This window comes from Marinomonas alcarazii, assembly GCF_003208215.1.
GTDB lineage: Bacteria > Pseudomonadota > Gammaproteobacteria > Pseudomonadales > Marinomonadaceae > Marinomonas > Marinomonas alcarazii.
The window spans coordinates 50,981-73,311 of sequence record NZ_QKLW01000009.1 but is presented as its reverse complement, the minus strand read 5'-3'; the positions used below and the strand labels follow the sequence as shown (position 1 = coordinate 73,311).

The 22,331-nt window shown below is 44.1% G+C and carries 17 protein-coding genes; 5 read left to right on the top strand and 12 right to left on the bottom strand.

The window, feature by feature from the left end:
* Positions 1-20: 20 nt before the first annotated feature.
* The 3 genes from ppnN to DFP75_RS15340 all read right to left on the bottom strand — a co-directional run bounded on the left by ppnN (position 21) and on the right by DFP75_RS15340 (position 3,624).
* On the bottom strand, positions 21-1,391 hold the full coding sequence (gene ppnN / locus DFP75_RS15350; protein WP_110576939.1) for a nucleotide 5'-monophosphate nucleosidase PpnN: 1,371 nt from the start codon (positions 1,389-1,391) through the stop codon (positions 21-23).
* Positions 1,392-1,549: 158 nt separating this feature from the next.
* Complete coding sequence (gene zapE / locus DFP75_RS15345) at positions 1,550-2,686, bottom strand: cell division protein ZapE (protein ID WP_110576938.1); 1,137 nt, start codon at positions 2,684-2,686, stop codon at positions 1,550-1,552.
* Between the two features lie 32 nt (positions 2,687-2,718).
* Positions 2,719-3,624 carry a LysR family transcriptional regulator gene (locus tag DFP75_RS15340; RefSeq protein WP_110576937.1) on the bottom strand — a complete coding sequence of 302 codons (906 nt, stop codon included), beginning with the start codon at positions 3,622-3,624 and terminating at the stop codon, positions 2,719-2,721.
* Between the two features lie 124 nt (positions 3,625-3,748).
* On the opposite strand from DFP75_RS15340, the gene DFP75_RS15335 reads away from it, so the two are divergent.
* On the top strand, positions 3,749-5,371 hold the full coding sequence (locus DFP75_RS15335) for an NADH-quinone oxidoreductase subunit L (RefSeq protein ID WP_110576936.1): 1,623 nt from the start codon (positions 3,749-3,751) through the stop codon (positions 5,369-5,371).
* Between the two features lie 9 nt (positions 5,372-5,380).
* Entirely contained in the window at positions 5,381-7,816 is a 2,436-nt protein-coding gene (locus tag DFP75_RS15330; RefSeq protein WP_110576935.1) for a YbcC family protein, read from the top strand.
* A 6-nt stretch (positions 7,817-7,822) separates the two neighbouring features.
* On the opposite strand, the gene DFP75_RS15325 is transcribed toward DFP75_RS15330, so the two are convergent.
* From DFP75_RS15325 to DFP75_RS15295, 7 genes are all read right to left on the bottom strand, one after another.
* Positions 7,823-9,043: an MFS transporter gene (locus DFP75_RS15325; RefSeq protein ID WP_110576934.1), complete on the bottom strand. Its 1,221-nt coding sequence runs from the start codon at positions 9,041-9,043 to the stop codon at positions 7,823-7,825.
* 160 nt (positions 9,044-9,203) lie between these two features.
* Entirely contained in the window at positions 9,204-12,035 is a 2,832-nt protein-coding gene (locus tag DFP75_RS15320) for a M16 family metallopeptidase (protein WP_110576933.1), read from the bottom strand.
* A 98-nt stretch (positions 12,036-12,133) separates the two neighbouring features.
* Positions 12,134-14,911, bottom strand: coding sequence for a TonB-dependent receptor (locus tag DFP75_RS15315; protein WP_181417041.1), 2,778 nt, complete (start codon positions 14,909-14,911; stop codon positions 12,134-12,136).
* A 101-nt stretch (positions 14,912-15,012) separates the two neighbouring features.
* Entirely contained in the window at positions 15,013-15,993 is a 981-nt protein-coding gene (locus tag DFP75_RS15310; protein ID WP_110576931.1) for a DUF4880 domain-containing protein, read from the bottom strand.
* Positions 15,994-15,998: 5 nt separating this feature from the next.
* Positions 15,999-16,517, bottom strand: a complete 519-nt coding sequence (locus tag DFP75_RS15305) for a sigma-70 family RNA polymerase sigma factor (protein ID WP_110576930.1) — start codon at positions 16,515-16,517, stop codon at positions 15,999-16,001.
* 155 nt (positions 16,518-16,672) lie between these two features.
* Positions 16,673-17,338 (bottom strand): glutathione S-transferase family protein, encoded by a 666-nt coding sequence (locus DFP75_RS15300; RefSeq protein ID WP_110576929.1) that lies wholly within the window; start codon positions 17,336-17,338, stop codon positions 16,673-16,675.
* A gap of 190 nt (positions 17,339-17,528) precedes the next feature.
* Entirely contained in the window at positions 17,529-17,942 is a 414-nt protein-coding gene (locus DFP75_RS15295; protein ID WP_110576928.1) for an HPF/RaiA family ribosome-associated protein, read from the bottom strand.
* A gap of 125 nt (positions 17,943-18,067) precedes the next feature.
* Between DFP75_RS15295 and nhaR the strand changes: the two genes are divergently transcribed.
* The gene (gene nhaR / locus DFP75_RS15290; RefSeq protein ID WP_110576927.1) at positions 18,068-18,964 is read left to right on the top strand and encodes a transcriptional activator NhaR; all 897 of its coding nucleotides are present in this window, start codon (positions 18,068-18,070) and stop codon (positions 18,962-18,964) included.
* Positions 18,965-18,978: 14 nt separating this feature from the next.
* Here nhaR and DFP75_RS15285 read toward each other — a convergent pair whose 3' ends face one another.
* Positions 18,979-20,151, bottom strand: coding sequence for a hypothetical protein (locus tag DFP75_RS15285; protein ID WP_110576926.1), 1,173 nt, complete (start codon positions 20,149-20,151; stop codon positions 18,979-18,981).
* Positions 20,152-20,256: 105 nt separating this feature from the next.
* The gene (locus DFP75_RS15280; protein WP_110576925.1) at positions 20,257-21,168 is read right to left on the bottom strand and encodes a LysR family transcriptional regulator; all 912 of its coding nucleotides are present in this window, start codon (positions 21,166-21,168) and stop codon (positions 20,257-20,259) included.
* 119 nt (positions 21,169-21,287) lie between these two features.
* On the opposite strand from DFP75_RS15280, the gene DFP75_RS15275 reads away from it, so the two are divergent.
* Both DFP75_RS15275 and DFP75_RS15270 read left to right on the top strand, forming a co-directional pair.
* Positions 21,288-21,770, top strand: coding sequence for a hypothetical protein (locus DFP75_RS15275; protein WP_110576924.1), 483 nt, complete (start codon positions 21,288-21,290; stop codon positions 21,768-21,770).
* Positions 21,767-22,330: a peroxidase-related enzyme gene (locus tag DFP75_RS15270; RefSeq protein WP_110576923.1), complete on the top strand. Its 564-nt coding sequence runs from the start codon at positions 21,767-21,769 to the stop codon at positions 22,328-22,330. Before DFP75_RS15275 ends, DFP75_RS15270 begins: the two co-directional genes overlap by 4 nt.
* The last annotated feature ends 1 nt before the right edge of the window (position 22,331 follow it).

The following is a 22,331-nucleotide window of genomic DNA, read 5'->3' as shown; positions in this document are numbered from 1 at the left end:
CGAGCGCAGTAGCCATCCAGTTAATCTGTGATGACTTTATAACAAGGAACATAAGCACTGCCCGGCAACTTCATCCGCTGCTGACGAACGAACGCTTGTAATAAGGCATCCAGTTTCGCCAATAACGCTTTATCGCCATGAATCTCGAACGGCCCAAACTCTTTGATGTACGCCACACCTTGCGCTTTCACATTACCGGCAACGATAGAGGAAAAAGCACGACGTAAATCCGCGGCAAGCAAATGCGTTTCTTGATTGAAATGCAGATTCAACTCACGTACTTTTTCATGGGTTGGCTCAAACGGATATTGGAACTCTTCTGGAATATGCAGTTTCCAGTTGTAGTAAAACGCATCTTGATGGGCTTTACGATACTGGCGAACTTCTTCCATGCCTTGTTTCATGGCACGGGCCACTTCCACTTCGTCTTCAATAATAATACGGTATTTATTCTGCGCTTCCGAACCTAATACCTCACCGATGAAAGCGTGTATTTGCTCAAAATAATCGGCACTTTCTTTTGGCCCTGTAAATACCAATGGGAAAGGCACGCCAGCATTTTTCGGGTGTAATAAGATCCCCAAGATATACAGAATTTCCTCTGCGGTTCCGGCACCACCAGGGAAAACCACTATACCGTGTCCGGCACGGACAAAGGCTTCAAGACGCTTCTCGATATCTGGCATGATCACCAGCTGATTCACAATCGGGTTTGGAGATTCTGCTGCAATAATGCCCGGCTCCGTTAAACCTAGGTAAATACCATTTTTAATACGTTGCTTGGCGTGAGCGATGGCAGCGCCTTTCATCGGCCCTTTCATTGCCCCAGGTCCACAACCAGTGCAAATATTCAGCTCACGCAAACCTAACTCATGGCCCACACGTTTGGTGTAATCATACTCGTGACGAGCAATAGAGTGACCGCCCCAGCAAACAATCATGTCTGGATTTTGAATGCGGCGGAACACATTGGCATTACGTAGTAATTCAAACACCACATTGGTTAATTTATCTGAGCTGGCGTCTTCAAGACCACGGGCCAAAATCTCATGCTGGGTAAAAATAATGTCGCGCAATACGCTGAATAACATCTCACGCACACTGCTGATCATCTTACCGTCAACGAATGCACTGCCCGGTGCATTTTTCAGCTGCAGTTTTACGCCTCGCTCTTGTTGCACAATACGAATTTCAAAATCTTTAAACTCTTCCATAACCGCTTGCGGATCATCTGAATCACTGCCGCAATTCAATATCGCTAAGGCACAACGATGGAATAGGTCATGTAGGGGACCGGATTCTTCTGACAGACGAGAAATCTCATCTTGAGACAACATTTCTAACGAACCTTTCGGTGCGACTAACGCATCAACGCGATCTTCGTACTGCATGATCGCCCTCCTTATTGTCATTTTATTAATGTCTTTTAAATTCTTTATTATTAAATATAGTGGTCGCGCATTCTGGTTTTATCAAGCTTTTACGAAAAACTTAATGAAAATAGTCAGAATGAAATCAATTATTTAGCCTGCCTTTTTGGTCAACAAAATCAATCCTCTGTGCGGGTTCGCAATGTTTGATAATAATGAGACTTCATTTCAATTAAACGACTGTAGGTACGACGAAACTCAAACAACAATGACCCATTTAGATACAGGCTGTCTAAAGGCACGTCGGCATTCAATAATAGAACCACTTGATGGTCATAACACTCGTCCACCAAGCTAATAAAGCGCCGCACTGCATCGTCATTAATGCCTAACGACACAGCACGATCACCGGTTTTCCCTGAGCCAATCGCGCCATCTTCGGTGCCACGCGCTTTGATGTGTTCATAGGGTTCGCTGCTAAGTTCAGGAATGCCTGTCAGCATTATCAGCGGATAAGTTTGCGCCAGCTCAATGTAATCCAACGACGATCTTGGTCCATCGCACAAAGCATAAAAATCGAACCAAGCAATATTGTCTGCGGCTTCAACAACCGGTATCGATCGACGACAAACTTGCAGCGACTGCTGGTTGATGTTTCCCTTTGCCAGCTGCTTAAACAAAACCGACATGTCTTGCTCATGTTTAACAAAATAAATCGGTGAACCGCCGGTATGCCGTAATCGATGATCTTCTTCACCGCCAAGATGAATGCTATTCAAATGCCCTTGTAGCAAGGCTATTGCTGGAGCGAAGCGTTCTTTTTGCAGCTGGTTCTGGAACAAGTCTTCCACCGCAATATTCGACGTTGCCACCAACACAACGCCTTCTTCAAACAGCGCCTCAACCAAACCACCCAGCAACATGGCGTCACCGATATCAGAGACAAAAAACTCATCAAAGCACAATACTCTACACTCTGCAGATAAACGCTTAGCAATGCCTTTTAGGGGATTTTTCTGGCCAAAAGCAAGGTTTAACTCTCGATGCAAGCGCGCCATAAAGTGGTGAAAATGCAACCTTAACGCCATTCCATCAGGCAAACAGTGATAAAACAAATCCATCAAGAATGTCTTGCCACGACCCACATCGCCCCAAAGGTAAACACCTTTAATTGGCTCTAGCTCATCACGGTCTGATGGTGCCGAGACTAACAGCTGATACACTCGCTCCAATTCTTGTAACGCAGGCTGCTGGCTGTTATCAAACGTCACTCGTTCTTGCTCTAGACGCGTCTGATAGACTTGCAAAGGTGTCATATTTCATTTCCTTTTAAATCTTGGCCCTGCATTTAAATTGAATGATCAACAGCATACTGATGTGTCGCGGTTTTTATCAACTCCAACACCAGCAACGAAGTGAACTTGCGTGGCATCGTAATGGCGTAAAAGTTCTCAAACGCTTGGGGAATGCTTTCATAATCTTGTAGCACTTTCGATTGAATCTCATCTTTTACCACCACAGGCGGTAAGACAGACAGATAACCACTGTCCCTTGCTAACAATCGCAACATCGCCATGTCGTCCACTTCTGCCTTGATATCTGGCTGATACTGATGAGTGGCACAAAAGGATTCGAAAGAGGAACGAATGTCGGTATTTCGTCCCGGTACGACCCATTTTTTACCTTCATAACCTATTGGAAAAGGCGTATCAGGCTTTTCGCCATACGGTCCGACAATGGCAACAGCTTGCCTGGCCACCAGTTGATTTTGCCATGAGGTATCATGCCCTTCGCTTAAAATAGCGCGGTTGGTCAACGCCAAATCTAATTCGTGATTAACAAGGCCATTGAGCAAATCCGCCATGCCTCTTGATGAAAGCGAAAAATCCACATTCTCGCTTTTTAACAAAGGGGCAATAAAACTCTCGATGAAATTCCTCGATAAATTACTCTGCACACCGATGGTAATATGCTGAAGCTGCGTAGCACTGTCTTTCTGGATAAATTTTTCTAACTCTTCACCGGTATTAAAAATATCTTGCGCATAGGCCAGCACTCGACGTCCCACGTCAGTCAACACCAGCTTACGCCCTTGGCGAACAAATAATGCCACATCCAAACTCTGTTCAAGCTGCTTGATCTGCGCCGACAAAGCCGATTGAGAGATATGCAATGATTCCGCGGCTTCAGTCAGACTCGTGCTCTTGGCTACCCGCCAAAAATAATACAGATGATGATAATTCAATCGACTCATTGTCTATCACCCTTTAAATACATAATCAAAAGTGAACGTTAAATAACAATATATGTATTTTTATTAACAAAATAAAGGCTTCATAATCGCCCCAACTTCTTCAAACCAAAGATTGTAGGTGTGTATGTCCTTAGTCGCGTTAAGTTTTTTACCGATCGTTATCCCCTTTGCTCTGTTTCTGGGAGGCTGGTATCTCGGGCGAGAAAAAACGCAATGTGTGGCGCACAAAGCGTCTCGATTAAGTTTTGTTTTGCTGATTATTTTTCTTTCTACCTTTCCAATAAGCTATTTTTTTACCGATGCTTGGCAATCTTCTACCTTAATTCGTCATACCGCCCTAAACCAAATCATGCTCGGCCTAGTCACCGTTATGGGCTGGGTATTAATCAGTTTCTCGCGCAACTACATGGCAGGACAGGCTAATCTAAATCGTTACTATCGTTGGTTGATGTTTACCTTGGCGTCTGTTGCCATCACAGTCACTACTAACCACTTGGTGATTTTTTGGTTCGGTTGGTTAGGCATTAGTTTGTCACTCAATAATTTATTAACCTTTTATGCGGATCGTCCACGAGCCATTCTTGCTGCGCACAAAAAATTTATGCTGGCGCGAGTCGCTGAGTTGTCTTTATTTTCCGCTTTTGCCTTGCTTTACCAGCAATATGACAGCTTATACATCAACACCATTATCAACACCGCTGTGGCCCAATCTAACGCAGGATTCGCCTTACAATGGCAAGAGCAAGTGGCGGCTTGTTTGATTGCCTTGGCGGCATTAATCAAATGCGCTCAATTGCCTTTCCATGGTTGGTTAATACAAGTGGTCGAATCGCCAACGACCGTTAGCGCCTTGTTGCATGCTGGCGTGATCAACTTAGGTGGTTATCTACTGCTTTTGTTTACGCCAGTGGTTGCGCAAAGTTCCGTAGCGGTTTGGCTGTTGTTAATTATTGCCGGCTTATCGACCCTCGCCAGCGCCCTGATCATGACCACTCGAATCAGTGTGAAAGTTCGCCTTGCTTGGTCGACGTGTGCGCAAATGGGTTTGATGCTGTTGGAATTTGCCCTAGGTTTATACGAATTAGTCCTGCTGCATTTGCTCGCCCATTCGTTTTACAAAGCCTATTCTTTTCTCAACTCCGGCAACGCGGTCAATGACGCCATTAGATTGCGTCTTTCCAGTGCGGCAAAAAACAATACTCAATTCTCGGATTCGAACAAAGCCGTCGTGCCTAACGCACAAACTTGGCTAATCGCTCTTGGGTTAAGCACCGCCTGCGTGGTTATTATCCGAACGCTGTTCGGCTTTGAAGGAGCATTTAGTGCTTGGTGGTTATTCGCTCTCGCACTCACTGTCCTTATCGTACAGTGGCGCACTTGCGAACATTCGCGGTCAGTAGTTTATACCTTCATAATGGGGACATTATTGTGTGTGGTTTATGCCACGTTAAAGTACGCCATGCACTTCGTGTTACCAAACTATTCAATGCACACTGTTGAGGCTTTTTCCCCAGCCGACATCTGGGCCATGGTTTTATTTAGTCTGCTGTTTATCTTGAGCGCGCTGTTACATTATCAAGTGCGCTGGCCTGCCATTCGTCACTTATCTATTGCCCTATTTGCTGGACTTTATTTGGATGAATGGCTCACTCGCCTTGTTCTTAAATTTTGGCCAGTCACGTTACCCGCTAGAGCAAAAGAACAGCATCATGCCGTAAATGCCAATCAACCGTCGCCAAAACCTTAGGAGAAGCGCATGACAATCAAGACGCCAAACACTTTAAGCATGCAGCAAAAAGACCTATTGCTTGATGCGACCAGCACTATTGCACCGCATTGGCCACTGGATAAGCTCATCGCGGTCAATCCACTGTGGTCATTGGTCAACAAAACCTTTGATCAGGTCTCAGATGAGCTATCCGCCTTGGCTGGCATCAAAACCCATTTGCCTATTGCCTCTTATCGCACTTGGTTTGAAGAAGGTCGAATATCACAAGATAGCCTCAGCAGAGCGGCGCACTATTATGAAATCGACATGACGCCGCACGCATTGCTTGAGCACCTAACTCAACCTAGCGCCGCCCCAACGCCATGGCGCAACATTGCCGATCTTGCTGACCAACAAAGGCCCGCTAACAAAATGTCATGGCATGACGAAATTACCCATCAGGTCAGCCAATTTTGCGCAGCTCATTATCAGCAACAGAGCCCGACACTGAGGCAACAAAACATCGACAACGAGCTAGACCTTTACAGTCACTGGCTAGAAGTCACCAATGAAGACAAGGGTCTCAGCATTATCATGGGAGAAGCCAAACTCACTCATTTCTTCCATGATTTACCTAGCAGCAAAGACGAGCTATTTGCGTTAGCGCTCGAAGAACTCTCGCTGGATGATCAAGCACTGCACTTCTATGCTCAGGCATTGTTGCTGGACATTAATGGCTGGAGTAGCTACTTAGCCTACTTGAATTGGTCCAAGGGAGATAACAACGAAAACTTAGCGAAAGAAAACCATGTAGAGTCGCTGCTGGCCATTAAAATGGCTTGGGAACTGGTTATTTGGCGTTACCTAAAACACACATCATTAACCTTACACAACGCAATAGAAGCAAAATGGTCCGCTCAAAAAAGCGCCATTCCAACGCTAATTCAAGCACATCACGATGCGCTTTTGGCATCCAAGGTCTGGGCCCTGGCGTTGGAATACAGCGAACAAAGCATCTTAGAGCAGACCCTGACGTCTTCGAAACCGCCATCCATCGAACCAACAACACCAGAGTTACAAGCGATTTTTTGTATCGATGTTCGTTCAGAAGTATTTAGACGTGCTCTGGAAAAACAATCGAATAAGATCCAAACTCTCGGCTTTGCCGGTTTTTTTGGCTTACCTATCGAATACAAAGCGAAAGACAGTCACTATGCACGACCACAGCTTCCCGGTTTATTAGCGGCCTCTATTACTGCCACCGAATTAACAAGCGATAAACATCATGTTCACCACCAGCAAAAAGAAGCCCGTTGGCATCGTTGGGGACACGCTGCGCCAGCGTCATTTTCCATGGTCGAGTCCATGGGATGGTGGTACGCCTTTAAAATGTTCAAGCAAACGCTCTTCTCCAAGAGACAGGAACACCCAGCCAATCGCCTAGCGCCAAGCACTGGCTGGCAATTAACTCAGCAAGGTGTCGCTTTAACCGATCAAGACAAGGCGGATTTAGCAAAAGCCATTTTAGACAACCTTAACCTGACAACTTACGCACCAATCGTCATGTTGGTCGGTCATGGCAGTCACACCAGCAACAACCTTCATGCGGCAGGATTGGAGTGTGGCGCTTGTGGCGGACAAAGTGGCGAAGTGAACGTTAGAGTCTTGGCATCGCTATTAAATGACAGCAAGGTTCGTACTCTACTAAATAATATGGGCGTCAATATTCCTACCGATACCCAATTTGTCGCTGCGCTGCACAATACCACCACAGATCAATTGACCTGCTTTGATACCACAGATGGCTCGAAAGACATTAACAGCACATTGGCAAATTGGTTTGAACAAGCCCAATTTTTGGCGCAACAAGAACGTGCAGTAAAATTAGATTCATCCTTACTCAATACATCTGACCAACAACGCTCGAAGGCTTTTACCAAACGCGCGAATGATTGGTCACAAGTGAACCCAGAATGGGGGCTTGCCAACAATCACTCTTTTATCATCGCGCCACGCCAGCAAACACGTCACCTTGACTTACAAGGCCGCAGTTTTCTTCACGATTATGATCAACATAATGACCCCGACTTCAGTATTCTAGAGCGCATTCTGACTGCGCCTATGCTGGTCACTCATTGGATCAACATGCAATACAACTTATCAGTGACCGATAACTTCAAATTCGGCTGCGGTAATAAAGTCTTGCACAATGCCGTTGGTGGCAACATTGGCGTGTTTGAAGGCAACGGCGGGGACTTGCGAATAGGGCTTTCTATGCAATCCCTAAGCGATGGTGAGAAATGGATGCACACACCTGTCAGACTTGCGGTTTACATTGCTGCACCAAAAGCCGCTATTGCTCAAATCGCAGCCAAACACGACATCGTCAGCCAACTGATCGATAACGGCTGGCTGTATTTGTTTCAATGGGAAGGAGACAACATTCAACGTTTTTTCCAACAGCAGTGGCAAGCCGCTGAATAAAAGACCTCAAGCCACAGTGGCACGAAGACGTGCCACTGGACGCTCGTCGATTAAGATATGAATCAACGCCGTCACCAAAGCAATAATACACGCCGCCCACCAGACAACATCATAGGAACCGGTCTTATCGTACAAATAACCGCCCAACCAAACACCGCTAAACGAGCCCAGTTGATGACCTAAAAACACTATGCCGTACAACAAGCCCATGTAACGTAGGCCAAACATTTGCGCAACTAATCCCGATGTCGGTGGCACAGTCGCTAGCCAAAGCAAACCAGTGACTATAGAAAACACATAGACCGACATATCGGTCATCGGTAATGTCATAAACAAGGCAATCGCCAAGGCTCTTAGCGCATAAATGATGGTGAGTAATTTTTTCTTCGAGTACTTTCCTGCCCAACTGCCAGACAATAAACAGCCAAAAATATTAAACAGGCCTATTAACGCCAAACTGGCGACCGCAATATCAGGGGAAAAACCTTGGTCAGATAAAAACGCTGGCATGTGAACCGTGATAAAGGCTAATTGAAAACCACACACAAAAAAGCCAACCACCAACAACCAGTAATGCGAATAAGCACTGGCTTCGCGCAATGCTTCTTTCATGGTTTGAGAGGCCTCAACTGCTGACGAATTCGCCGCTCCGCTTTCTTTTTCTAGACGAAATGGACTCGACAATAGCACCATCATCAGCGCACATACGGCCAACAACATCAATGCATTGCTCCAACCATAAGAAGCAATAAAGTCCTGAGCGATAGGTACGACCAACAACTGACCAGCAGACCCAGCCGCACTACCTAACCCCAAAGCAAAAGAGCGTTTTTCGGGCGACACCATGCGCGCCATCGCAGGCAATACAACACCAAAGCCTGTCGCTGCGATGCCCATGCCCATTAGTACGCCTGCGCCCATATTAAGTCCTAATACGCCATCAGCACCGGCAGTGACATACAAGCCCAACGCATACAAACCAGCCCCAATGAACAAGGTTTTTAAAGTACCGTAGCGATCTGCAAACGCCCCAGCAATAGGCTGAAACAACCCCCAACATAAATTTTGCAAAGCCAACGCAAAGGCAAACACTTCTCGTCCGTAGCCAAACTCTTGGGAAATGGGCGACATAAAAAAGCCCATCGATGAACGCAAACCAAAGTTCAGCGCCAGCAAAAGGCAGATAAGACCAATAGAAACACTGAGTAACTTCACAGGACGCGACATGAATGCTTTCCTTACTAAAAGACAAATCACAGAACAATGACTTTCATAGTATTCATGACAATCTAATAAGTCGAGCTGCTCTACTTTGTTTGAACATAAAAAATGCCCAGCAATGTCATTGCTGGGCATTTAACGTGTTTTTAGACTTACGATGGAACGGTTAATCTAAGGGACGATAAAACCCTGTCACCCTATCGTTAAAATTAAGCGTATCGGCGAAGGCTTTTAGTTTGTTTAACGTTAAGCCCGACGTCAGCTTATCCATTTCACCAAGATAGCGCGCATCACCATACAGTATTTCGCTCAATTCAAGACGATGTACCATAGTAGCGTCAAACGCTTTTTCTAAACGATTTTGTTCAACCTCTGCGAAAGCAGCCTGTATTTCTTTTGCCCACTCTTCTGTCACTATGCTTGGTAATTCAGATAGCACGCTTTTGGTCATCTCGGCCAAATCATCTAATCTTGCTGGCGAGCTCGAATATTGAATTTTTAGCTCAGCGCGATCAGTGTCTTTATTCAGTTCCAAACCCACTCTGACACTGTAAACACCTTGAACCTCACTACGTAGACGCTGCTTTAGCTGCGCTTCTAACCGCTCGCCTAAGTAAGTAAGTTGCAGCGCGGCAATAGGCGACCAAGGCACTGATTGATACGCATACAGACGATATTCAGCTTTCGGTTCTGGGTTCAAGGAGACATCGACTATTGCCTGCCCTGCTTGCTGTACAACAGGCGCCGTGTCATAACTCGATTGATCATACGAGGCCGTGTCACGCGGAATATTCGCTAAATACGCAGCCACTAAGTTTGTCACTTCCTTTTCAGGCAAACGAGAAACCATAAAGTAGTGCACTGGCAAAGCGACTTGCTTATGACGTATTTGATCTAACTTCTCTAACGACAAAGGCGTTAAATCAGACAAAGCTAGAGCCGCTTGGTCTTTCCCAAAGCGAGCTTGAGCCAAGCGTCGAGAAAACGTTTCAATAGGACGAACAACGTCTACACTCGCGTTTCGCTTCAAACTTGCCATGATGCTGTCATACACATCTGTATCAATATTCGGCGTGACTTGATTTACCCTGTAGGCACCCAACAACTTATCTAAGCCATGATTCTCAATAGACCCTCGATAAGCCAGACTTTGTGCTTTTTGTTTAGAGGACAAGAACACATTATTGTCTTTACGCCACTGCTGAAACTCTTCATCTGTCCAACCGTAAATCCCCGTGGCATTCGCCATTTGCACCGCAATTTGCTCCGCCCATGTTGAGCCTTGCTTTACGTTGTAACCCGCAGCTGAAACAGCGGTAAAATAACTTTTTGTATCACTGTCTAACGTTGGGATTTGATAACGATCAGCCAAAACACTTGGATCTAACAAGGTAAGCTGATCACCATTGGACAAAGACCAATTCGACACGCCCAATTCGGTGTTTCTTGATGTAAGTGATACAGAACCGCTGCTTGCCGTCTCAGGCAGAACTTTTATTGCCACGGTTTTTTCTTTCTCTAACGCTCCAAGCTGGCGAGATCTGGCCTTAGCAAAAAGAGCCACAACAGATTCCGCTGAGCCTATATCAATATTTTTTCCGCCTACTGCTTGTGTATAGAGAATGCGATCTGGTGAAGATAGCCAGTGTCTCAAACGTGCATTCACATCGTCCAATGAAATGGTTTTTACCAGCTGCAACAGACGATCATTACTTTCTTTAGGATCGTACAGCACTTTATTAGAAGTCACTGCATCCACCATTTTAATCGACCAAATAGAACCGCGACTTTTCGCCGCGTCTTTATTACGTTCGGCGACCCTTTGCACTTTCTGATGAATCTGATCAAAGTCTTGCTGATAAAAGCCATGCGTCTTGATGCGTTCTAACTCTTGGATTAACGTTTTCAAACCTAGCGCGTGGTAACCTTCATCAACATTTACCGAAAAACCCAGGATATCCACTTTTGGCGACACGGAGCCTTTAGTACTGGATAACACACGTACATGGTCTGGCAATATCTCTCTTTGTCTGCGAATTTGATCGGTTAACAAATTTCGTGTCATGTAATCAATCAAACCATCACGACGACTCTCATCCGTGTTGGACTGCTCATTTTTGAAACGGTACAAAAACGCCACTCGGTTCATTTTACTGCCAGGATCAGTCAGTTGACCTATCTTAAGATCAGTATCTAAAAGAGGATCTTTAGGGTGCCGCTTTGGTAATCTCCTTTTTGACTCACTACCAAACGTACGTTTAATTTGTTTCTCTAGTTCTGCACTATCAACAGGCCCATAAATCACCAGCGCCATATTATTAGGGGCATACCAATCTTGGTAAAAAGTTCTAAGTTGATCTGCGGGTGTATTTTTTATGGTTGCTTGTGTGCCAATCACGGGACGTTCGGGATACAAGGAACCAACCCGCAATAACGCTTTTTTCTCATCATTCACTCGAGAACGATGACTCAACTTACCACGCCACTCCTCTTGAATAATTAAACGCTCTTTATCCAATGACGACGCTTTGATCTTGGCGTGGAAAGCAATTTGCTGATAAATCCCTAACACAGTATTCAACTGCTCTGCTGTGGTGTTTTTCAAGTTCACCATATAGCGGGTATTTTCACTATTCGTCATGGCATTAAAATCACGGCCTTGCTTTAACCCCATATCGGTCAACGCTTTTCGCACACCACTTGGCAATCCATCACTTTCATGAAATACCATATGCTCCACCATATGCGCCACGCCCAGCTGATTTTCTTCTTCATCAATGGCACCAGAAAGCACCACCAAGTTGGCGAGCGTCAGACCTTTAGGAGCATCTGCTTCTTGCCTTGAATCAAACAGGTAATAGCGAAAACCGTTTTCCAGCTCGCCGTGTACTACTCGCTTATCCCAAGGTAAAGCGTTGTCGTCTGCATGCACTTGGGCAGTAAGAGCAAGCAAACAAATCCCTCCAGCAATACTCAGAAATTTCTGTAAAAAAAGCATAAAACAGCTCGCAAAGAAGTTATTTAAAAACAGCCATAAACAAATGCTCGACAGAGCATTTGTTTATAAGAAAGAAAGGAAATAGGAAGATCATCGGCTTAAAAACGCATGCCAACTTCTATACTGGTCGATCGGCCTAAAGTGTAAGAATAATTGTTTGAATTTGTCGATACATCGATGTAATCATCAAACACATTATCGATCGACACTTTTAGATACCCCTCGACTGATTCGAACAATTCAGGTTTCCATTCAATAGAGGTATCCAAGGTAATCAGCTTATCAAACTTTAGATCATCATAGATGTCATAGTCTCGAGTTGAACCAGCATAATTCTCTTTTGTGTCTTGAGCAATGGTACCGCCGGATTTCACGTTAATGGTATTCGCCCAAATAACATGCCAATTTAGAAACTCTGTTCGAGTTGCAAAGTTCACATTATAAGGAATATTAAAGTCGGATTTAGGCAGTTGAGATTCATAGATAACACTACCCTTATAATAAATTTCTTTAGATGATATAGGATCTTCATACGAAGCGGATTTAAGCGTGTTGGTTTCACTTTCTTGATAACTAATAGAGAAACTACCGTAGGTTTTCGTACTACCCAGCTCCAAAGGATTACGTGCAGATAATGTCAGAGAAACTGTGTCCGTAGAGCTACGCCCCTCGTTAGAGTAATAATCCAACCCGTCTTCTGTTTCGGCGCGAGTTACGATATCTCGGCTCTCACGATTAACAAACTGCAAGCTGGCATCCAAAAAGCCAATTTGCTGAACAACGCCAATAGAGATTTCGTCAGAATAAGGTGTTTTCAGATCATAGTCTGAAAATGAGGTATCTTCTCGCTGTTTGACAGTTTTTACGCTTCCATCCTCATTAAAAGTCGTCGCTGTCCGCCAAGAGCGAAGTGTATTATTAACTTCATATTGAAAAAAGCTACGTCCATAATACCGATTTGCACCAGCCTTAATACGAGTTTTTTGATCACTAAAGACATCCCATTCAGCAGTCAATCTTGGTGAGAAATTTAGGTTTTCTAAGGTTGAATCATAATCAGCACGGATTCCTGCATAATAAGACCAATCACCATATTTCACCGTATCGGAAAAATAAATACCGATTGAATGATAAGTTTTTTGAAATTTATTATCTGAAATGATATTACGACTTCTTAGATATTCATCATCACGATCTAAAGAGCCATCATTATCAGCATCCAAGCACAAGCCATTATTCGCATCACGGCAGGCAAAAATTTCATTAATGATATCCCCGTCTACTTGATAAAATTGCTTAATAAAACCCAACTCAAGCCCAGTTCGAAGAGAGTGCTCGAAACGCCCAACTTGAAAAGCATTTTGCAGCCAATCAAACTTTAAGTTAGTGGTATTTTGCTGCTGATTGACATTGCCATAACCACCAGAATAGGGCCAACGACCACTTTCCCTATCTACAGGGTGGTAAGAATAAGTAGAATCATCTGACTGGATTGAGTCACTGGCCTCATTATAAGACAGCGTCGTCAGTAAACGTCCATTCGTGGCTTTGTACTCAATATCAGTATTGATTCCTACCGCTTTATGGGATTTTATAAATGCAGAATCAAATGTTGCACTTGTTAACCCATCATGATGGCGATTCGCATACATAATAGATGAGCCGATGTTCAAGTTATTGTTTGCACGATAATCAAAGCGCAGCATAATATTATCGACTGTATCATCATACTCTATTCCTTGATGCCCATAATTCACATCGGAATACTTTGTTTTCACTCGCTTATCATACACTTGGGCGAAATTAGAGGTGGCTCTAGAAGCAGTATACGTCAAGCCTAATTTTTCACTTAATCCTTGCGCACCAGTTATTGTATATCGCTGCTTAAGATACTCTGGTGTATATTCACCAGAATACGATTCCCCTTCTTCATAGTCCTCTTCAAAATCTTCATCAACATGCATTTCGTCCCACTCATCTTTTGAAACTGCGTATTTAATAGATGTGTAGTTGTCACTGTCGTAACGTTTTAACTTTGATGACACAACCCCACCCATAAAACCACCAAACTCAACAGGAACATTTGAGTCATATACCTCAACAGAATCAAGAGCACTAGGGTCGACATAAAAGCTTTGAGAAGAACTCCCAGATAGCATACTTAAGTTAGTAGGACTAATCGGATTGGTAAAAGAGTCTTCGGCGTTTCCAGGGTTTAAGTCATTATTTGCACTCATCCCATCGATGACGAATAAATTTTGATAATGAGATTGTCCATTAATGGACACTTCATCGGGACGCATCGTCGCACTATTAGCAGAAGAGCTTGACGAGCGGCTAAAACGGACACTACCATTGCCTTTCAACAAATCCGTTAAGTTTTCATTCGCGCCAGCCATCGATTCAATTTCGTTTTGATTAATAACCTGCTTGCCCACTTCTGCTCTGTTCTGCTGACCTTGCACCAACAATGGCGCGAGCGTTATTCCGTCACTGCCTTCAGAAATATAATTTGAATCAATTAATACAATACTTCGCCCTTCTCCAATTTCATAAGAAAGCCCCGTACCGGCCAATAACAAATCCAATGCTTGTCTAGCAGAGTAATTACCTTCGACCCCTTGCGTATTTTTACCTTGCAACAGCTGCCCATTGCCGCCCAAATAGACTCCAGATATTGCCGCAAAGTCGTTAATCGCTTTAGCTAGAGGTCCAGCTGAAATATTAAAACTGTAGGTTTCTGCCGAAATCGACTCAGCATACACTGTAGGTGTAAGCGCCATACCAACACCGCCAGCAAGTAACGTATTAACAAAAAACAATGACAAGACGCAGCGGCTGTTTTTTCGTCGCTGAGGTAAATCAAAAAGGGTCATGAAAACTCCGTAATAATAATACTTCTTATTACTATTACCGAACATAGGTAAGAAAAGGGGACATAAAAAATGCTTTTTTTAAAAAATAATTTCCGTTAAGGCTAAGCCGCTGAAATACTCACCCACCAAGGCAGCGGACGCTGAACCCGAATAGGAAATGACTTAGACAACATAGATAAAACAATATCTAGGTCGTGATTAGGAAAGGTGCCCACAACTTGTAAATCGGCAATACTGGAATCAAGGTTGATATAGCCATAATGGTAACGGTCTATCTCAGCGATAAAATCGGCTAAAGACATGTCTTCAACAATCAACAACCCATTCCGCCAAGTGTCATATAACAAAGAAGCAGGCTTAGCCTTACTCATAGAGTACGCAGTAAAAGTCACTTCTTGCCCAGCCTGAAAGGTTTGTGCCACATCCGACTCTAACGGCGTAAGCGACACGACCCCCTCATACACAGCGAGAACCGTTTCAGTATCTGATAGCTGACGTACACAAAAGCGCGCTTGATCCTTGCCAACATTAACAACACCATCTCGACATGCTGCAGAAAAACCGTATCCCTCTTCCGCAGGCAGAGTTTGTATCATCATCTCTCCTGTCACGAGCGACACACTGCGGTATTGCCCATCAATAGATCGATTAATAGCGCTATTGGTGTTTAACCAAACCTGAGTACCATCTTCCAAATCATGGCGAGAAACTTGCCCAACCCGAGTATGGAAATCGGCCATCCACGCTGATGCCATACTTGGTATCGGCGTATGTTGCCAGCCAGTCCAGCCTAATGCCGCAACGCCTGTTATCCCCAGTACGCCCTTCATCAACTGACGACGACTCATGGCATGGCTATGCTCTAACACATAACTAGCGGACTGCTGGGTAGATTGGAAAGAAGAAAACATTGCGCCAACAGATTCAACTTGTTGCCAAGCTTTGCGGTGCCCTTCATCTTCATTCAACCAAGCCTGCCATGCGCGCAAATCTTCCTCTGCAACAGGTTTATCAGACAGCACTGCAAACCACTCTGAAGCGGCCTCTAAATGGGCATAATTGGACCGAGCAGAAGATGACATAGACGTTAAAGAGACCGATCAGATTTAAATAACAAACACTGCAACATGGCCTGTGCCATATAACGCTTAACCATTCTTTCTGAAACAGACAAACGCTCTGCTATCTCGCGATAAGTTAAGCCATGCAATTGGGATAGAATAAGTGTATTCGCTACTTTTTTAGGCAATTTAGCAATCATAGCGTCTAGCTCACACAGCAATTCAATCATCGCACTCGTATGCTCGGCAGAAGGCACGAATTCTTCTTCGCAATGTGCCAAAGACTCCAACCAAGCCTGCTCAACCTGCTTACGACGCCAATGATCAATATATAAGCCTTTCGCAATGGTACTTAGAAAAGCGCGCGCTTCGCCCATGCTCGAGAAGTACTTTGGCTTCTTGAGCAATCGAACAAAAGTGTCTTGCGCAATATCCGCCGCCAACTCATGGCAACCTAAGCGATTACGAATCCACCCCGTTAGCCATGAGTTATGCTCAGCATAAAGCTCACCAACCTGTTGGGATGTTTGACGCTCAGGATTCATGACAGCGTATGACCTCATTTAAATAAGAATATTCTTAAGAGGCGAGAAAATACTACAAATGAGAATCAATATCAACGAAACAAAATAATTAGGGCAATAAAAAAGAGCAAGCGCCTGGCTTACTCTTTTTTATGAAAGAAACTAACACGTCAATCTTATAAAGTGGTGAAAGCACCACCTTTTGCTAGGGCTTTTTGATAAGCAGGCAGAGCCTCTATTTGTTTAATAAAACGCGCAATATTTGGAAATTCAGTCATGCTCATTCGAGTACTTGAAGCCTGCAAAGGAAAGCTCATTTGTATATCCGCAGCCGTTAGTTCTTCACCAACAAACCAAGTACTCTCACCCAGAGTTTTTTCAATAAACTGCATCTGCGGGGTAATACGTGGCAGGATGAATTTCTCTTGAACTTTGCCAGAAATCGCCTTGGCAATCGGCTTCACAAAAAAAGGCATTGGACTTTCAGGAATCTTCATCATGACCAATTTCATCACTAATAACGGCATTAAAGAACCTTCAGCAAAATGCAGCCAATAACGATAATCCAGCAACGCCTTGCCATCCGTTGGTCTCAAACGCTTTTCCACATCATACTGATCCAACAAATACTCGATAATCGCTCCCGACTCCGCCACCGTTAAATCGCCATCCGTAATAACGGGCGACTTACCCAATGGATGGACCTTCTTCAAAGACTCTGGGCCAGAAGCCGTCTCCGGATCACGCTTATACTCGACTATCTCATAATCAAGCCCTAACTCCTCTAACAACCATAAAATGCGCTGAGAGCGAGAATTTTCTAAATGATGAACCGTGATCATATAATCTCCTTATTGTCTTATCGGGAACGAACGTCGCTAATTCTTACAATACAGACTATACGCAATGAAACAAAAAAAAGATGACTGATTAATAATATAGCGTATTTAGAGCCCAAAAAAGGCGAACCCGTTTATGGGTTCGCCTTGGCCGTTTGTTACACCTATCGGTTCAGGGAATCGAGTTTGTTACTCAGGCATGTTGGTAATAGCCGTATTCGTCTTCGTATTCTTCATAGATGTCACGCGGCATTTTCTTCTGCGGTCTCATCTTATGGAAAGCGGCTTTTAGGCGCGTGGCTTTGTGCTGTAATCGCTCGATACGTCGTGTCACTGTGCGACTTGTACGGCTAGCGGCACTGTCTATGGCACAATATAGATCCGCTTGTTGTTCACTAATTACCACTTCTTTCTGGCCATTGAGTTTAACCAGAACTTGGCAGTGTTTGTCTTCACCACCTTTAGGACCGTTCACGTCGGTAAGCGTGACCGTCACTTTTTGAATATTGTCATAACGGGAATTCAAGGCAAAATTAAGACGACGTTTCACATACGCTTTTAGGCTTTTGGTAAGAGCTAGACGACGCGCTTGTACTTTGATTCTCATCTTGTTCTCCTTCACTCATGAATGAGTAAGTTATGTTGGAAACTTCAAGTTACTCACAAAATCCCATAAGATATAATCGAATTATTTATGTAAACAATCAGCTTTTCTCGAAGTATTGGTGAAATATGATCAATTTCAAGCATTTGCATTATTTTTGGATGGTGGCGAGGCAAGGCAGCATTACAAAAGCCAGTGAACATTTGCACATAACGCCACAAACCATCAGTGGACAAATCAGCTTATTAGAAGAACAGCTGGGAAAAGCCTTATTTAACAAAGTCGGACGCAACCTAGAATTAACAGATACTGGTCACATGGTATTAAGTTACGCCGATGAGATTTTTTCCTTAGGCAGCGAGCTGGAACAATCGGTGCGCATCGCATCCACCGATAGAACGCAATTACTGCGCGTCGGCATTGCGGATTCGATACCAAAATCCATCGCTTATCGATTATTAGCGCCAGCCATGACGTTAGAAAATCCGGTACGACTTGTCTGCAAAGAAAACAGCTTAGAGAATTTATTGGGCGAATTAGCCTTGCATAAATTGGATCTTATTATTGCTGATGGTCCGATTCCATCGCATTTGAGTGTGCGTGGTTTTAATCACTTTTTGGGCGAATGTGGTACGTCTTTTATGGCAGCACCAAATCTAATAGAACAAGGTAAAGCGGATTTTCCAAAGAGCCTAATAGGCACACCTTTTTTGATTCCGAGCGATCAATCGTTAATACAAATTCAACTCTTACAATGGCTAGAAAAGCACCATATTCATCCGAAAATTATGGGGGAATTTGACGACAGAGCCTTGATGAAAACCTTTGGTCAAGCAGGCGCTGGCGTGTTTATCGTCCCATCGGCCATTGCGATGGAGGTGGCGAAGCAGTTTCAGGTGGAGATCATCGGTAGCACGGAAGAAATACGCGAGCAGTTCTTCGCCATTGCTACCGAGCAACGCCTCTCTAATCCTTCTATTATTGCCATCACAGACGCTGCGAAAGGCTGGTTAAGACATAAATAAAAATAGCCGAGCTATTATAGGTTGTCTTTCACACCTTTTTTGGCTCGCGCTATTAAGTCAGACGGCTTCATTTGCCACACTAATTTGAAGCCTTTTGCGCCCAAATAGAGAAATAACACTGGGATCAATACAGTATTAAAGGCAAACAACGCCAACAAAGTCAGGAAGTCGTTTACCAAGCCATTGAGGGTTTCTACATACTCGCTGATCTTGTCTTTGAAATTGCTTAAGCCAAATGGGTTTGGTTTGAGCGATGAGAAAAAGCCTTGGTCTTCTAAAGTAATATTGCCCAAGTCGTTGATGGATTGTCGCAGTGTCTCAACCTTGTTTTGCGATATTTTGATGTCTTGCTCTGCTCGTTGACGCTCGGCCATTAAAAGGCTTTGTTGTGTTCGTAACCCAGCCAGAGTGTCGTCGTTATTAAACAGAATATCCAAAGTAGATAATGTCTCTTTACGCGCTGATATTAAGCGATTCAAAGACTCGTTCTGAGCGGTTAAATCCACCAAACGCTCGTCATGTTTCGATAAGGCTTGTTGCGCTTCATCTAACTGAATTTGTAATAGCTGTTTATCTTTATCGAGAGACTGCTTAAGATCCGCAGCAACGCCTAGCCCCGTGGTCACTTCGTTCATCTCATTAGAATGCACTTGGATTTTATCGATCGCTTGCGTCTTTTCTTCATTCAAAAAAGACACATCCACCAAGGCCGATAACAACACCACCAGCACCAATAAAAACTTCGCACCAACCGCCGTCACAAAGACTTTATAAGCCACTTCGGTAAAACGGCTCTTTGTCCAATACAAATAACCAAACAACAAACCCGACAAGGTAACAAAGACTTTGAAATACACAGTAGCAATGATTTTTAACAAAATGCTCTGGAAAATAAGCGATGACACGGCCACTTTCATCACGCTAGAGAAGTCTTCCACCATGTCGTTAAATGGGTCTAATAACTCACCAATGGTCACCGAGCTGACAAACACGCTAATTTGAATGCTTTGCAGCACCGATACCGTCGCATTAAACAGCTTGGCTAAACCAAACGCACCGAACGCCTGCACCAAAGATGAGGAAATATAATCAGCCGCCTTAGTATCTAAAAAGCCCCACCAAGAGAATACAATCGCCACGAACACAGCAAGGTAATAACCATTAATACGTCTTGCTTGTCTGATCACGTTTCAACCCTCGGCTTTTCGGAAATGCTCCAAAATTTATTGTTTATTGAAGCTAAAAAGTAAGCCTCAAACAAACACCACTGAAAATAAGCTTAGCCTAACAGGTTATAAAACTTGTGCAGAAATTTTTTCAGACGCCTCAAGAAAGCCTTTCCTTAAAATATCATCAAAAGACATGTCATCTAGTCCAACGCGACGAAACAAAGCCCATTCGTAAGGAATGTCTTGCTCAGTTGGTACAACCTTGATGCCTCTAAGGCCTATACCGTATGCCGAAACAGGATCCACAATCGCAATCCCAAGCCCTTCTCGAGCCGCTAAAATAGCATTAAGAGAATTATTGCTAGACATCACCTCATTCGCCACAACGCATTTTTCATTCAGCACCATGTCGATTTTGTGGCGAATTCGGTAGCTATTGGCGAGCGTCAAAAGACGTCTTTCAGCAAATAGATCAAAGGATACAGCCTGCAAAGCATCATCTTCAGGTAACACCGCCACTAATCGTGAGCTAGATATTGCTAAACAATCTAAACCTGCATGGGATAATGGCAAGGCGCAAACGCCATAATCTACCGCGCCAGACTGCAAAGCTTGAGCGAGATGCTCCGCATCCAATGTCATCAAAGAAACCATGGCAGGAAGCCCACCTTCCATCAAAGAAAGCATAGTAGGAACAAGACCTGCTGCCATTGTAGGTGTTGCCGCAATAGTCAGAGAGCGTACCTGTGTATCACGGATCGCCGCGGCACGATCAGCTAGCTGTTCATAACCTGCCAAAAGCCGCTGGGCTTCTTCAAAAAAACGTAAACCTTTAGGGGTTGGCGAAATGCGCGGGCCATTACGCTCAAAAACAGGAAAGCCAATAGTGGCCTCTAAATCACGAATCACCCGAGTAATAATAGGCTGCCCAATGCCTAATTGTTTTGCTGCACCAGTCATTGAACCCGATGCCATAACGGCAACAAACGCTTGAATACCGCGAATATCTGGCATCTCATTATTCTTATTTGACATACATATCTCCGTATGATCTATTTAATGCATAGTACATTAAAGGCATAAAAAAGCACTTACAATCCATTTTAGTCATAATACACATAAATATTGAGGCGTTAATTACAAAGGGAAATCAAATGATCGATACTCCAGATGTCATAGACAATAATACGGAAAACGCGCCCAACACGTTGGATAAAACCATCCAAACACTCCGACCAGAATTTTACGAAGGCGCAAAAAGCTGCCGTAGAGCAGTATTAACCCCTCAAAATCCTCTTGATTTAAGCTATGACTTACGCGCAGCTGTCGCTCGCAGAATCACAAAAACCGCGGCAAAACCAGACGACCTTCTCAAAGAATATCCTGTTCCGAAAGATAAAGCCCTACTCGCATTTTCTAATGGTGAATCCAGTGAAGATCCAAAATTGGCAATGCTTGCGAAACATGTCGATATGATTGCGTCAGAGCCCGACAAAGCATCTGAGAAGCACCTGTCAGACCTTCAGTCAGTTGGCTTCTCTGTACCGCAAATCATCGCCATATCAGAGCTTTGTGCCTATGCCTGCTTTCAGATCCGCTTAACACATGGTCTATCACTAATGAAGGCATCAGCATGAATTCAATTGTCCAAATAAAATTAAAGCCTTTAACCTGGACTCCGTATTTGCCTCCAGTAGAGATAGCTGATGCGACGGAAGAACAATTAGCAGCGATGAAGGTAACGCCATCCGCAAAAAAAGTGTCACCTTATGTGCGCACACTGGCCCATGACCCAGAGAGCTACGTCTCTCGCACCACTTTATTTAACGACATAATGTATGTCGAAGGGGGGTTGCCCCGAGAAGACCGCGAACTTGGTGCTCTTGGCGCATCAATCATCAATGGTTGTCGCTACTGCGCAAACGTACATGCTCGCCAACATGCAAAGTTAACAAATTCAACCGAGGTAACTTCTGCACTTTTTGCTGAGCGCACAGACACCTTATCCAAACGTGACAAAGCGATCCTTGATTTTTCCTTTGCGTTAACAGCGACACCGCCCAAGGCCGATCATTCACACCTAGAGGCACTTAGAGATGCAGGCCTCGATCAACTTGAAATCATCGACCTAATTCACGCTATCGCCATTTTTGGCTGGGCCAATCGACTTATGCATCCCCTAGGACACTCCAACTAAG

Bases quoted from the DNA above. Each gene is read 5' to 3' on its own strand.
- DFP75_RS15335 (WP_110576936.1), top strand. From the start codon at position 3,749: ATGTCCTTAGTCGCGTTAAGTTTTTTACCGATCGTTATCCCCTTTGCT.
- DFP75_RS15340 (WP_110576937.1), bottom strand. From the start codon at position 3,624: ATGAGTCGATTGAATTATCATCATCTGTATTATTTTTGGCGGGTAGCC.
- ppnN (WP_110576939.1), bottom strand. From the start codon at position 1,391: ATGCAGTACGAAGATCGCGTTGATGCGTTAGTCGCACCGAAAGGTTCG.
- DFP75_RS15305 (WP_110576930.1), bottom strand. From the start codon at position 16,517: ATGAATCCTGAGCGTCAAACATCCCAACAGGTTGGTGAGCTTTATGCT.
- DFP75_RS15310 (WP_110576931.1), bottom strand. From the start codon at position 15,993: ATGTCATCTTCTGCTCGGTCCAATTATGCCCATTTAGAGGCCGCTTCA.
- DFP75_RS15320 (WP_110576933.1), bottom strand. From the start codon at position 12,035: ATGCTTTTTTTACAGAAATTTCTGAGTATTGCTGGAGGGATTTGTTTG.
- zapE (WP_110576938.1), bottom strand. From the start codon at position 2,686: ATGACACCTTTGCAAGTCTATCAGACGCGTCTAGAGCAAGAACGAGTG.
- DFP75_RS15300 (WP_110576929.1), bottom strand. From the start codon at position 17,338: ATGATCACGGTTCATCATTTAGAAAATTCTCGCTCTCAGCGCATTTTA.
- nhaR (WP_110576927.1), top strand. From the start codon at position 18,068: ATGATCAATTTCAAGCATTTGCATTATTTTTGGATGGTGGCGAGGCAA.
- DFP75_RS15315 (WP_181417041.1), bottom strand. From the start codon at position 14,911: ATGACCCTTTTTGATTTACCTCAGCGACGAAAAAACAGCCGCTGCGTC.
- DFP75_RS15330 (WP_110576935.1), top strand. From the start codon at position 5,381: ATGACAATCAAGACGCCAAACACTTTAAGCATGCAGCAAAAAGACCTA.
- DFP75_RS15270 (WP_110576923.1), top strand. From the start codon at position 21,767: ATGAATTCAATTGTCCAAATAAAATTAAAGCCTTTAACCTGGACTCCG.
- DFP75_RS15275 (WP_110576924.1), top strand. From the start codon at position 21,288: ATGATCGATACTCCAGATGTCATAGACAATAATACGGAAAACGCGCCC.
- DFP75_RS15325 (WP_110576934.1), bottom strand. From the start codon at position 9,043: ATGTCGCGTCCTGTGAAGTTACTCAGTGTTTCTATTGGTCTTATCTGC.
- DFP75_RS15280 (WP_110576925.1), bottom strand. From the start codon at position 21,168: ATGTCAAATAAGAATAATGAGATGCCAGATATTCGCGGTATTCAAGCG.
- DFP75_RS15295 (WP_110576928.1), bottom strand. From the start codon at position 17,942: ATGAGAATCAAAGTACAAGCGCGTCGTCTAGCTCTTACCAAAAGCCTA.